Source organism: Bradyrhizobium sp. SZCCHNR3119, from assembly GCF_032487775.1.
Taxonomy (GTDB): domain Bacteria; phylum Pseudomonadota; class Alphaproteobacteria; order Rhizobiales; family Xanthobacteraceae; genus Bradyrhizobium.
Genome location: NZ_JAUEUV010000002.1, coordinates 182,914 through 195,770 on the forward strand (window position 1 = coordinate 182,914; position 12,857 = coordinate 195,770).

General features: G+C 64.0%; 12 protein-coding genes. 8 read left to right on the top strand and 4 right to left on the bottom strand.

What is annotated here, in order from left to right:
• Window positions 1-65: 65 nt before the first annotated feature.
• The gene (locus QX034_RS28105; protein ID WP_315744497.1) at window positions 66-1,037 is read left to right on the top strand and encodes a tripartite tricarboxylate transporter substrate binding protein BugD; all 972 of its coding nucleotides are present in this window, start codon (window positions 66-68) and stop codon (window positions 1,035-1,037) included.
• Between the two features lie 13 nt (window positions 1,038-1,050).
• Here the strand turns inward: QX034_RS28105 and QX034_RS28110 are convergent, their stop codons facing one another.
• On the bottom strand, window positions 1,051-1,263 hold the full coding sequence (locus tag QX034_RS28110; RefSeq protein WP_315704143.1) for a 4-oxalocrotonate tautomerase family protein: 213 nt from the start codon (window positions 1,261-1,263) through the stop codon (window positions 1,051-1,053).
• A 110-nt stretch (window positions 1,264-1,373) separates the two neighbouring features.
• On the opposite strand from QX034_RS28110, the gene QX034_RS28115 reads away from it, so the two are divergent.
• The 4 genes from QX034_RS28115 (at window position 1,374) to QX034_RS28130 (ending at window position 5,623) form a co-directional block, all read left to right on the top strand.
• Window positions 1,374-2,279 (top strand): LysR family transcriptional regulator, encoded by a 906-nt coding sequence (locus QX034_RS28115; RefSeq protein WP_315807348.1) that lies wholly within the window; start codon window positions 1,374-1,376, stop codon window positions 2,277-2,279.
• Window positions 2,280-2,550: 271 nt separating this feature from the next.
• Entirely contained in the window at window positions 2,551-4,275 is a 1,725-nt protein-coding gene (gene ilvD, locus QX034_RS28120; protein ID WP_315728940.1) for a dihydroxy-acid dehydratase, read from the top strand.
• A complete protein-coding gene (locus QX034_RS28125) occupies window positions 4,262-5,104 on the top strand; it encodes a tetratricopeptide repeat protein (RefSeq protein ID WP_315704140.1) in 843 nt (280 codons plus the stop codon). Before ilvD ends, QX034_RS28125 begins: the two co-directional genes overlap by 14 nt.
• Before the next feature lie 39 nt (window positions 5,105-5,143).
• The gene (locus QX034_RS28130) at window positions 5,144-5,623 is read left to right on the top strand and encodes a GNAT family N-acetyltransferase (RefSeq protein WP_315704139.1); all 480 of its coding nucleotides are present in this window, start codon (window positions 5,144-5,146) and stop codon (window positions 5,621-5,623) included.
• A 124-nt stretch (window positions 5,624-5,747) separates the two neighbouring features.
• Here the strand turns inward: QX034_RS28130 and bla are convergent, their stop codons facing one another.
• Both bla and xth read right to left on the bottom strand, forming a co-directional pair.
• On the bottom strand, window positions 5,748-6,626 hold the full coding sequence (bla, locus tag QX034_RS28135; protein ID WP_316196171.1) for a class A beta-lactamase: 879 nt from the start codon (window positions 6,624-6,626) through the stop codon (window positions 5,748-5,750).
• 32 nt (window positions 6,627-6,658) lie between these two features.
• Entirely contained in the window at window positions 6,659-7,450 is a 792-nt protein-coding gene (xth, locus tag QX034_RS28140; protein WP_315704137.1) for an exodeoxyribonuclease III, read from the bottom strand.
• 184 nt (window positions 7,451-7,634) lie between these two features.
• On the opposite strand from xth, the gene QX034_RS28145 reads away from it, so the two are divergent.
• Window positions 7,635-8,645, top strand: coding sequence for a PEP-CTERM sorting domain-containing protein (locus tag QX034_RS28145; protein ID WP_316196172.1), 1,011 nt, complete (start codon window positions 7,635-7,637; stop codon window positions 8,643-8,645).
• Between the two features lie 737 nt (window positions 8,646-9,382).
• On the opposite strand, the gene erpA is transcribed toward QX034_RS28145, so the two are convergent.
• On the bottom strand, window positions 9,383-9,712 hold the full coding sequence (erpA, locus tag QX034_RS28150; protein WP_316196174.1) for an iron-sulfur cluster insertion protein ErpA: 330 nt from the start codon (window positions 9,710-9,712) through the stop codon (window positions 9,383-9,385).
• 111 nt (window positions 9,713-9,823) lie between these two features.
• Here erpA and QX034_RS28155 point away from each other — a divergent pair, with 111 nt between their 5' ends.
• Window positions 9,824-10,990 carry a deoxyguanosinetriphosphate triphosphohydrolase gene (locus QX034_RS28155; RefSeq protein WP_315704134.1) on the top strand — a complete coding sequence of 389 codons (1,167 nt, stop codon included), beginning with the start codon at window positions 9,824-9,826 and terminating at the stop codon, window positions 10,988-10,990.
• 9 nt (window positions 10,991-10,999) lie between these two features.
• The gene (argS, locus tag QX034_RS28160) at window positions 11,000-12,799 is read left to right on the top strand and encodes an arginine--tRNA ligase (RefSeq protein ID WP_316196175.1); all 1,800 of its coding nucleotides are present in this window, start codon (window positions 11,000-11,002) and stop codon (window positions 12,797-12,799) included.
• The last annotated feature ends 58 nt before the right edge of the window (window positions 12,800-12,857 follow it).

Below are 12,857 nucleotides of genomic sequence, written 5' to 3' on the forward strand. Positions count from 1 at the left end.
CGGCATGATCCGGACAAGCGCGTAGCGCTTTTCCGCGAAGATCATGCTCCAGGAGGGAGGACGTGATGCGACGCTTGCTTTGTGCTGTCCTGTTCGCGCTATCGGCCTTGGCCGCGCCCGCTCGCGCCGATGACTACCCTTCGCGTCCGATCACCGTGATCGTGCCGTTCGCGGCCGGCGGCCCGTCGGACGCAATGATGCGGATCCTGGGTGAGCACATGAAGCGGACGCTCGGCCAGGCCGTGCTGATCGAGAACGTGACCGGCGCCGGCGGTTCGATCGGTGTCGGCCGCGCGGTACGCTCGGCGCCGGACGGCTACACGGTCAGCTTCGGCCATCTCGGCACCCACGTCGCCAACGGCGCGGTCTACAAGCTCGGTTATGACCTCGTGGCCGATCTCGAGCCCGTGGTGCTGTTGCCGAGCAACCCGATGATCATCGTCAGCAAGACCGCGGTGCCGGCGAAATCGCTGGCCGAACTGCTGGCCTGGCTCAAATCGCGTCCCGAGCCGGCCACCGCCGGCACGGCCGGCAACGGCTCCGGCAGCCATATCGCCGGGCTCTATTTCGAACAGGCCACCGGCATCAAGCTGCAATTCGTGCCCTATCGCGGGACCGGACCCGCGCTGAACGATCTCGTCGCCGGTCAGATCGATCTCATCGTCGACCAGACCTCGAACTCGATCAATCAGGTGCGCGCCGGCACGATCCGGGCCTATGCCGTGACCGATGACAAGCGCGTCGAGAGCGCGCCGGAGATTCCGACCACCGACGAAACGGGGCTGCCGGGCTTTCATATGACGCTGTGGTCGGGCCTGTGGGTGCCGAAGCGGACGCCCCGCGACGTCATTGCCAAGCTCAATGCCGCCGCCGTGGCCGCGTTGAACGACCCGGAGGTGCAGAAGCAGCTCAAGAATTTGGGACTGCAGAAGACGCCGCCGGATCAACTGACGCCGGAGGCGCTGGGTGCGCAGCAGCGCGCCGAGATCGGCAAATGGTGGCCGATGATCAAGGCGGCCGGCGTCTCTACGGAGTAGGTAGGCGCGTTCATCAGTCCTTTGCGCGGTAGGCTTGCGGGATCACGAACACCTCGTCGGCGCGTCCATAGCCGCCGTCGGGCACCTCCTCGATCAGCACCATGGCGTGAGGCCGCGCCGCCTCGCTGAAATAGTCGACGAACATGGAGGTCACGCGATGCACGATCTCCTCCTTCTGCGCCTTGGAAAGCGCGGCCTGTGGCACCTTGATGTTCGCAAATGGCATGTCCAGCTCCGTATCGGTCCTGTCTCGGTGCGAGATCGATAGCTGGGCTGTCGGGGCAGATCATCCCAGGCAACTTGACATGACTTGTCGGGCCAAGCGAACAATCGCGCATGGATCGGTTCGATGCGATGCGCCTGTTCGTCCGGCTGGTGGAGCGCCGGAGCTTCACGGCGGCGGCCGCCGACCTCGGCGTGCCCCGCTCGACGGCGAGTGAAACGCTGCAACAGCTCGAGGCTCGTCTCGGCGCACGGCTGCTGGAGCGGAGCACCCGGCATGTCACGCCGACCCTGGACGGCGAGGAATATTATCGGCGCTGCGTTGCCATCCTGGCCGAATTGGAGGAGGCGGAGGTCGCGTTGCGCGAAGCTCAGCCCCGCGGGCTGTTGCGGATCGATGCGCATCCGCACCTCACGCGCACCTTCCTGCTGCCGCATCTGCCGGACTTCCTGGCGCGCTATCCGCTCCTCGATCTGCGGATCGGGCAGGGCGATCGCCTGGTCGATCTGCTGCGAGAGGGCGTCGATTGCGTGATCCGCGCCGGCGAGCCGGAGGATAGCGGGATGATTCTCCGTCGGCTCGGCATGATCGAGGAGATCACCGTCGCAAGCCCGGCCTATCTCGCCAAGCACGGCATGCCGGCGACGCCCGACGAGCTCGATGGCCACCAGATGGTCGGCTTCATCTCGTCGCGGACCGGAGAGGTGCTGCCGCTCGAATTCTGCGCCGGCGGGACGGTCCGGCAGGTGACGTTGCCGAGCCGCGTCACGGTCAACAATTCCGACACCTCGGCCGACCTCGCCAAGCTCGGGCTGGGCCTGGTCCAGGCGCCGCGCTACCGCTTTGCGGACGATCTCGCCGAAGGCGCGCTGGTCGAGATCCTGACCGATTACCCGCCGTCGCCGACCCCGCTCTCGGCGCTGTATCCGCAGAATCGCCAGCTGACCTTGCGCCTGCGGGTGTTCCTGGACTGGGTCTCCGGGATCCTCGCTCAGGCCCTGCTTGGCCGTAGGGGCTGAATCCGCGCGTCACACGGGCCGAGGTGGTTGGCCGTCAAGGTATTATATAACCGAAAATGGTTGCGTGCCGGCCACGAACGTTGCGAGATCGCAACAGATTGCGAGCGTCATGTTGCGATCTCAGGCCCTCCACGACTGCGCCGCTTTTTGGCCACACCCCTTCGTGAAATATTGCTTTCAGTGAGTGACCGGCGCGTGAGGGAGAGGAAATCCATTTCAGGGAAACGGGTTTTCTTGTCTCGCATTGGTGTCGGCGAAAGCCAGATTCGCGATGGACGCCAAGACCGACATCAAGCGCAGGTTGCCCAGCCGTCACGTGACGGAAGGTCCTGAACGCGCGCCCCATCGGTCCTACCTCTATGCGATGGGCCTCACCACGGCCCAGATCCACCAGCCCTTCGTCGGCGTCGCCTCCTGCTGGAACGAGGCTGCCCCCTGCAACATCGCCCTGATGCGGCAGGCACAGGCGGTGAAGAAGGGCGTCGCGCATGCCGGCGGCACGCCGCGCGAGTTCTGCACCATCACCGTGACCGACGGCATCGCGATGGGCCACGATGGCATGCGCTCCTCGCTGCCGTCCCGTGAGTGCATTGCCGATTCGGTCGAGCTCACCATCCGCGGCCATTCCTATGACGCGCTGGTCGGGCTGGCCGGCTGCGACAAATCGCTGCCCGGCATGATGATGGCGATGGTGCGGCTGAATGTGCCCTCGATCTTCATCTATGGCGGCTCGATCCTGCCCGGCAATTTCCGCGGCCAGCAGGTCACCGTGCAGGACATGTTCGAGGCGGTCGGCAAGCACTCGGTGGGGGCGATGTCGGACGCCGACCTCGACGAACTCGAGCGCGTCGCCTGTCCGTCGGCGGGAGCCTGCGGCGCCCAGTTCACGGCCAACACGATGGCGACCGTCTCCGAGGCGATCGGCCTTGCGCTGCCATATTCCGCTGGCGCTCCAGCACCTTATGAGATCCGCGACGCTTTCTGCATGACCGCCGGCGAGCAGGTGATGGAGCTGATCGCCGCCAACATCCGGCCGCGCGATATCGTCACCCGCAAGTCGCTGGAGAACGCTGCGGCAGTGGTCGCGGCGTCCGGCGGCTCGACGAATGCTGCGTTGCATCTACCAGCGATCGCGCATGAAGCCGGCCTCAAATTCGATTTGTTTGATGTAGCTCAAGTCTTCAAAAAGACACCATATATCGCGGATTTGAAGCCGGGCGGCCGCTATGTCGCCAAAGACCTGTTCGAAGCTGGTGGCATTCCGCTTCTGATGAAGACGTTGCTCGATCATGGCTATTTGCATGGCGACTGCCTCACAGTCACCGGCCGGACGATCGCCGAAAACCTCAAAGGCGTGAAATGGAATCCGCACCAGGATGTGGTGAGGCCGGCTGATCAGCCGATCACTGCGACCGGAGGTGTCGTCGGTCTGAAAGGCAATCTCGCGCCGGAGGGCGCGATCGTGAAAGTCGCGGGTATGTCGAATTTGAAATTCACTGGGCCGGCCCGCTGCTTCGACCGGGAAGAGGACGCCTTCGAGGCGGTTCAGAAGCGCACCTACAAGGAAGGCGAAGTCATCGTCATCCGCTATGAGGGACCGCGCGGTGGCCCGGGCATGCGAGAGATGCTGCAGACCACGGCGGCGCTGACCGGCCAGGGCATGGGCGGTAAGATCGCGCTTATCACCGACGGCCGGTTCTCAGGTGCGACCCGCGGCTTCTGCATCGGGCATATCGGGCCGGAAGCCGCGGTCGGCGGCCCGATCGCACTGATCGAGGACGGCGACATCATCGAGATCGACGCAATCGCCGGTCGGCTTAACGTAAATTTGACCGACGCCGAGCTTGCGGAACGCAAAACCAAATGGCAGCCGCGCGCGACGAATCATATGTCGGGCGTGCTTTGGAAATATGCCCAGCAGGTTGGGCCAGCAGTGGCGGGGGCCGTCACCCACCCCGGTAGTGCGCAAGAGACATATTGCTATGCGGACATCTGACCGTATCATTTTTGCATTGATGTTGGGCGTCGCCCCGTTGGCGCTGGCGCAGCCGTCATTTGCATTCGACGGTGCACCGGTCAATCAGGAGCCGACCATCCCTGTAGCCACGGTTCCGTCCGCCGCCGGTGCGGCGGCGTTGCGGAAGGCGGTACCGCAGACCGCCGCGACCGCGGCGCCGCAGCCGACCTCGCTGACGGCGCTGCAATATGCGGCGGACGAGGGTCATCCGATTGCGCAGTGGAAGCTCGGGCGCATGTACGCTGCCGGCGACGGCGTCGCGCAGGACGATCTGCGTGCATTTGACTATTTCAGCCGGATCGCCAATGCCCATGCCGAGGATAGTCCGTCGGCGCCGCAGGCGCAGATCGTGGCGAACGCCTTCGTTGCGCTCGGCCGGTATTATCTGAGCGGCATCCCGAACTCGAAGGTCAAGCCAGACACGGACCGGGCGCGGGAGATGTTCTCCTATGCTGCGTCCTATTTCGGCAATGCCGACGCTCAATATGATCTGGCGCGGCTGTATCTGAAGACCTCGGACGCTTCGCGGGACGACTTCCGCTACGGCGCGCGCTGGCTCGGTCTGGCGGCCCAGAAGGGCCAGCACCAGGCCCAGGCGCTGCTCGGCCAGATGCTGTTCAACGGCGATCGGCTGCCGCGCCAGCCCGCGCGCGGGCTGATGTTCCTGACCCTGGCGCGGGAAGGGGCAGGCGCCGACGAGGCTTGGATCAAGGAGAGCTATAACCGCGCCTTTGCGCAGGCCTCCGATGATGACCGCGCCATGGCGCTGCAGATGCTCGAGCACTGGGTTCAGGGCAAGCGGGACTGACGGGGAATGCAGCGAGTCCCCGACTGAAGAGGGGACGCGATGATCATCCGAGATGCGACGCCCGCCGATGGGCATGAGGCCTGCGCCGTGTTGCGCGCCTCGATCGCGCAGCTCTGCAGCGCCGATCACCGCAATGACGCGGATATTCTGAGCCGCTGGCTGGCCAACAAGACCTCCGAGAATGTCGCCACCTGGGCCGACAATGACGGCCGCTCCCTGCTGGTCGCGATCCGAGACAGAGCCATCGTCGCGGTGGGCGGTGTCCGGGATAGCGGCGAGATCCCCCTGAACTATGTCGCTCCGCAGGCGCGCTTCTCCGGCGTCAGTTCCGCGCTGCTGGCCGCGCTCGAGGCCCGTGCGGCCGAGCGCGGCGCCCGGCGTGTGACGTTGCTCAGCACCGAGACCGCGCATCGATTCTATCTCGCGCGTGGCTATGTCGACGACGGACCCGTTGTCGGCAAGTTCGGCACGGCGGCGTCGTATCCGATGTTCAAGGTGCTTTCTGTCGCGCCGCGTTAGATCATGATGCGATTGGAAAGAATCGCATCATGATCTCATCTCTCTGATTGAGCATGATCTCCGCGCAAACGCCTATGGCGTTTGTCGCGAGGGAAAACCGGTTTCCAGTTTTCCGGACCGTGCTCTAGCCGAACTGCCGTGCCACGATCCGTCCGACTTCGGCATGAACTGCGTTGCGCTTGTCGTCGGACGCGTTATCGGTCTCGGTCAAATAGCTGGTCAGGATCAGCGGCGCGCGGCCCGGCGGCCAGATCACCGCGATGTCGTTGCTGCTGCCATGCCCGCCGGAGCCGGTCTTGTCGCCGATGCGCCAGTTGCTCGGGAGCCCTGCGCGCAGCCTGGACGCGCCGGTCTTGCAGCCGACCATCCAGCCGATCAGCAGCTCGCGCGAGGCGGGCGAGAGCGCTTCGCCCGTGGTGAGCTTCGCCAGCGTTCGCGCCATCGCAGCCGGCGTTGTCGTATCCCTGACATCGCCGGGCGTGGCCTCGTTGAGATCGGGCTCGATGCGATCGAGACGCGTGAGCGAGTCGCTGAGGGACTGCGCATGATGCGTCAGAGCGGGCGGGCCGCCGAACGAGGCCAGCAGGAGGTTGGCGGCCGTGTTGTCGCTGAGCGTGACGGCGGCCTCGCACAGCTCGGCGACCGTCATTCCGGAATCGAGATGCGTCTTGGTGACCGGGGCGTAGGACAAGATGTCGGCCTGGGCGAAGCGGATGCGACGCGCGAGCTGCTCGGCGCCCGCGTCGACCCTGGCGAGGATCGCTGCGGCGGCCAGCACCTTGAAGGTGCTGCACATCGGAAAGCGCTCGTCGAGGCGATGGCCTGCAAGCTCGCCGCTTGCCGTGTCCAGCAGTGCGACGCCGAGTCGGCCGCCACTATCGGCTTCGAGCTTGGTGAGCGCGGCGTCGACGCCGGCGAGATCGCGCGCCCGCGCGCGCGGCGTGAGACTGACAGCGAGGAGTGGAGAGAGGGCAAGCGGAAGGAGGTCGCGTCTGCTGATCATGATGAGTGATCCTCGGGGGAAGGTTGAAAGCCTTACGCCGCTTCGAGATCGAAATCCGCCCAGATCGGCACGTGATCGGATGGCTTCTCCCAGGCCCGCACATAGCTGTCGATGCCGACCTCGACCAGCCGGTCACCGGCCTGCGGCGACAGCAGCAGGTGATCGATTCGCAGGCCCTGATTCTTCTGCCAGGCCCCGGCCTGGTAGTCCCAGAAGGTGTACTGGCCCGGCGCATCGGTGACCGCGCGCAGTGCGTCGGTGAGGCCGAGGCCCAGCAGGGCCTGAAAGCTCTCGCGGGTCTCCGGGCGGAACAGCGCATCGGTGACCCAGGCGTCCGGATTGTGAACGTCGACCGCCTGCGGAATCACGTTGAAGTCGCCGGCGAGCACCAGCGGCTCCTCGGTCTTCAGCCGTTCACAGGCATAATCGCGCAGGCGCGACATCCACTTCAGCTTGTAAGGATATTTCTCGGTATTGGCCGGATTGCCGTTGGGCAGATAGAGGCAGGCGATCCGGACCACGCCCTGCTTCAGGCTGACCACGCCCTCGATGAAGCGCGCATGCACGTCCTCGTCGTCCCCGGCAAGCCCCGACTTGGTCTCGTCGAACGGCAGCTTCGAGAGCAGCGCCACGCCGTTGAAGGTCTTTTGTCCGTGCGTCACCACATTGTAGCCCAGCGCCTCGATCTCGAGTCGCGGGAAGGCATCGTCGGTGCATTTGATCTCCTGCAGGCAGACGATGTCGGGCGAGCACTCCTTCAGCCAGGTCATGAGATGTTCGATCCGTTGCCGGACCGAATTGACGTTCCAGGTGGCGATGCGCATGGCGGAGTTCCGAAGGGGATGAGGCGGACCATGTGGTTAGACCAAGCCAAGGCGGTCTCGGTCAAGCCCGCTCGATGGCCTGTCCGTTCACGCGAACTTCATCACGGGTTCACACGCCGCCACTAGTTAGCGCTGCCAATGCCGATGCGGCATGATTGACCGATTTGATTGTGAAGGATTCTCGATGAAGTTTTCTCTTACGTTGATGCGCTCAACCGCGCTGGCCTTTTCGGCACTGGCGATCGGTGCCACAGATTTCGCGCCGGCTCATGCGGCCAGCGAGCGCCTGCAATTGGAGTGGCACGTGCCGGGGCATGAGCACGAGGATCATGGTGCCACGAAGCAGTGGAAGCTTGTCGAAGAGAAGCAGTTCTTTCTGCAGAATCCGCCGAACTCCTTCACCGGCCTGTATCGGTCGCAAGGCATGGCGACGGACGGCCGTCGCTGGTTCTTCTCCTGGCAATACGGCCTGGAGATCGCCGACCGCAAATTCAACTCGCTTCAACGCAACTCGTCATTCCAGTTGCCTGCCAACCTCGTGCCGGGGATTCCGGCAAACCTGCTCGCTCAGGGGTTGGATCACATCGGAGACATCGATTACAGCGACGGCGTGATCTATGCGTCGCTCGACACCACCCGCGGCTATACCAACGGCCATGTCGCGCTCTTCAACGCACGCGATCTGAGCTACACCGGGATCGTCTATGAGCTGACGGGCGCGCCGAGCAATCCGAAGAAGGATGTCGCGAGCTGGGTCGCCGTCGACGCCAAGCACCAGCGGGGCTATGGCAAGGAGTGGCAGAGCGGAAACACCATCAACGTCTACAATCTGCAGGACTGGAAGTTCATCGGCACCATCACGATGGACATGGCTCTGGAAAACATTCAGGGCGCGAAAGTCCACGGCGACTGGCTCTATATGTCTTCGAACAACACGACGCAGTCGGTGTACCGCGCCAATCTGCACAACGGCCATGTCGAAGAGCTGTTTCGTCTTCCGACGCCGGCCGGCGATCGCGAGGTCGAGGGTATCGCGTTGCAGGAAGGGCGTGACGGCGACCTGGAGATCTATGTCGAAATGGTCGTCGATCCGGACCGCTCCGGACAGAATCTCGCCAACCCCAATCTGCACGTCTCGCTGTTCCACTATCGCGAAGCAGATCGGCCGTCCTACGAAGTCGGCGAGAACCGTTAGCGCTGGCGCCTTCGCTCTTCGGCGGACAGGTCGCTTGCGCTCGCAATGACGGTGAGACGATCTGCCGGACCCGTTCACCTCGGGTCCGGCTACGCTCGCTGCATGACGGGCAGTTCATGCATGAAGCGCATGCACATATTGCCCGTCGTGCCAGCATGTCGCACACACACCCGGTTGCCATGTCGGGCAAATCAGAACGATGATCTCGCGCATCCCGCCTCATGCGAAAGGGGCGTACGCGTCGTCACGATACGTAGAGGCGGGCTGCGATGGACGTGAAGGCTTGCGCAGGACGAGCGCAGGCTGGCACGGACGGTCAAGTCGTATGGTCCTGGCATCCCGACGCTGATGCCTGCGCAACGCGCGGAAACGCGCGTTGTCGCAACGCCTGAAGCGCAAGCATTGGGCGCAAATGGTGGCCAAAAAGCCCGGCGCACCTGGGAGAGTACGAAGCAGCCGTTAAAACCGTCGCGCGGGGAAGGCCGGGATGTCTCGGCCGAACCTGTGGTGACTGCCGCCTGCTTTCTTTTCTGCAGGCGGGCCATGGGGGCGGCGAGCTCCCGGCCTTCCCCGCGCCCTCTCGTTACCGAGGGCCACGTCTGATGCAGACCCCGGACGCGCTTGCGCTGCGGGACACGCCGCGGCTTGCCTGCTGAACGCACCAGATCCCGGTTGCGCTGCCGCCACATGCCCCACGAGGCCCGGCCGGAAGGCCGAGGTCTACTGATCGGCGGGGATTACACGGAGAAGCTGGTGCCGCAGCCGCAGGAGGCGGTGGCATTGGGATTGTTGAGGCGGAAGGAGGCGCCCATCAGGTCGTCGACGAAGTCGAGTTCCGAGCCGGCCAGGAACGGCACCGAGGCCGGATCGACCAGGACGATCGCTTGGTCGCGCTGGATCACCATGTCGTCATCGGCCTTGCTGCGGTCGATATCGAACTTGTACTGGAAGCCGGAGCAGCCGCCGCCTTCGACCGAGATGCGTAGCATGGCTCCGTTATCCTCCTTCTTGAGGATTTCCCCGATCCGGCGGGCGGCACGCTCGCTGATGGTGACGGCGGCAGTCATGGCAAAGGATCTCCTGGAGCACTCGTCATGCCCAATTCATTTGGTATCGGGCACGCCCCATAGTTAAGTGCATCGAACGCTGGAATCAAACCTTCGGAGGTCGAATCAGCCGTGTCGGTCGGAATGGCTGCCCCCCGCGCTCCCTATTCCTGCGATCCCGATCGCAGTCGGGGCAGGCTTGTCGCAGAGCCGCCGTCGCGGACCCGGAGTGCTTTCCGGCGGGATTGCGACCGGGTCATCCATTCGTCCGCCTTCCGCCGGCTCAAGCACAAGACCCAGGTCTTCGTTTTCCACGAGGGCGATCATTATCGCACGCGACTGACCCATTCTTTGGAAGTCGCCCAGATCGCCCGGGCGCTCGCCCGCCAGCTCGGGCTCGACGAGGACCTGACCGAGACGCTGGCGTTGGCGCACGATCTTGGCCATCCGCCGTTCGGGCACGCCGGCGAGCGGGCGCTCAACCAATGCCTGCAGGCCCATGGCGGCTTCGATCATAATGCGCAGGCTTTGCGCGTGATCACCTCGCTCGAGCAGCGCTATCCCGAGTTCGACGGCCTGAACCTGACATGGGAGTCGTTGGAGGGTGTCGTCAAGCATAACGGTCCGCTCCAGGAGCCCATTCCGATCGGGATCGCCGAGTTCAATGCGGGCTTCGATCTGGAGCTGTGGAGCTTCGCTTCGCTGGAGGCGCAGGTTGCTGCGCTGGCCGACGATATCGCCTATGACGCCCATGACATCGACGACGGCTTGCGTGCCGGGCTGTTCGTGGTCGACGACCTCAAAGAGATTCCGCTGATTGCCGCCATGATCGACGCGATCGACCGGCATTATCCGGGTCTCGACGATATCAGGCGCGGTGCGGAGCTGGTGCGCGACCTGATCTCCTTCCTGATTGCAGATGTGGCGGCGGAAGCCCAGGCAAGGCTCGACCGCGTCAAGCCGATGTCGGCCCATGATGTCCGCCGGCACGGCGCGCCCCTGGTCGCGTTTTCTGCCGAGGCGGCCGCGGCCGAGAAGAGCATCAAGGGCTTCCTGTGGCACCACATGTACCGGCACGAGCGGGTGATGCGGGTGATGCGCGAGGCCGAACGGATCGTGGTCGACCTGTTCGAACGATACCGCAAGGATCCGGCGGCCTTGCCGCCCGAATGGCGCGATGGCCGTGACGGGGAGGGGGAGTGCGCCCGCCGCATCGGCAATTTCATCGCCGGCATGACCGACCGTTTTGCGCTCACCGAGCATGTCAGGCTTTTTGACTCGACCCCGGATTTACGTTAGGCGGCGCCCATGGTCGACAAAGCTCAAAACCTGCATCTTTTCGCCGACGTGCTGGCGCGCGTGCATGCGATCTGCGCCGCGCTCGCCAAGGACGGCAATTGGCCCGAGGGCATCGATTTTGCGCGCGTGGTGGTCGAGCCGCCGCGCGATGCCAGCCATGGCGACATGGCGACCAACGCGGCGATGGTGCTGGCGAAAGAAGCCAAGGCCAAGCCGCGCGATCTGGCCGAGCAGATCGCAGCAAAGCTGCGCGATGATCCGTTGGTGGCCAAGGTCGAGATCGCCGGTCCCGGCTTCATCAATCTGACCTTGCAACCTACTGTCTGGGCGGAAGAGCTCCGCACCGTCTTGCGCGAGGTTGGCGACTTCGGCCGGGTCGCCTCGGTCCCGGGCGCAGCGAGGGTCAACGTCGAATACGTCTCGGCCAATCCGACGGGCCCGATGCATGTCGGTCATTGCCGTGGCGCCGTGTTCGGCGACGCGCTCTGCAGTCTTTTGCAATTCGCCGGTCACGACGTCACGCGGGAATACTACATCAACGATGCCGGAGCCCAGGTCGACGTGCTCGCGCGCTCGACCTTCCTCAGATATCGCGAGGCCTTGGGTGAGGACATCGGCTCGATTCCGGAAGGACTCTATCCCGGCGACTATCTGAAGCCTGTGGGCCAGGCGCTGGCCGCGGAATATGGCGACAAGCTGAAGGCGATGCCGGAGGCGCAGTGGCTGGGAATCGTGCGCGACAAGTCGATCGCGATGATGATGGACGCGATCAAGGAAGATCTCGCCGCGCTCAACATCCGCCACGACGTCTTCTTTTCCGAACGCTCGCTGATCGCCTCAGGCAACAACAAGGTTGCCGAGACCATCGATTTCCTGCGCCAGCGCGGTGACGTCTACGAAGGGCGATTGCCGCCGCCGAAGGGCGCGCCGGTGGAGGATTGGGAAGATCGCGAACAGCTTCTGTTTCGCGCCACCGCCTACGGCGATGACGTCGATCGTCCCTTGATCAAGTCCGATGGCACCTACACTTACTTCGCTTCCGACATCGCCAATCACCGCAACAAGTTCGAGCGCGGCTTTGCCGATCTGATCGACGTATTCGGTGCTGATCATGGCGGCTACATCAAGCGCATGCAGGCCGCGGTGAAGGCGGTCACGGCCGGGCAGGCGGCGCTGGACGTCAAGATCGTCCAGCTCGTCAAGCTCTTGCGCAATGGCGAGCCGGTGAAGATGTCGAAGCGTTCCGGCGATTTCGTGACGTTGCGCGAGGTCGTCGATGAAGTCGGCCGCGACGCGGTCCGCTTCATGATGCTCTACCGGAAGAACGATGCAGTGCTCGACTTCGACCTTGCCAAGGTGATCGAGCAGTCCAAGGACAATCCGGTATTCTATGTGCAGTATGGTCACGCGCGCGGGCACTCGATCTTCCGCAATGCCCGGGCGGAGGTGATTCCGGAGCTGCCCGAGGAGCCGTCGGCGCGCGCTGCTTTCCTGGCGGAAGCGAGGCTCGAACTGCTCACGGACCCCGGCGAGATCGGCATTTTAAAGCGCTTGGCGCTATTTCCTCGCCTGATCGAAGGCGCGGCCGCGGCCCATGAGCCGCACCGGATCGCTTTCTATCTGTATGAACTTGCAAGTGAATTCCATGCGCAGTACACTCGCGGAAACAGCTTGCCCTATTTACGCTTCAGTTACCGTGATGATGCAGTGATAACCAAGGCGCGATTAGCCATGGTTCAGGGCGTTGTCTCGGTGCTGGGCTCGGGACTAGCTATATTGGGCGTCCATGCTCCCGAGGCCATGAAGTAGCCCGGGTCGGCGGATGCAGTTTGTGTTGGGGGCCTCGATCCGGCAAGGTCCGTCTTAG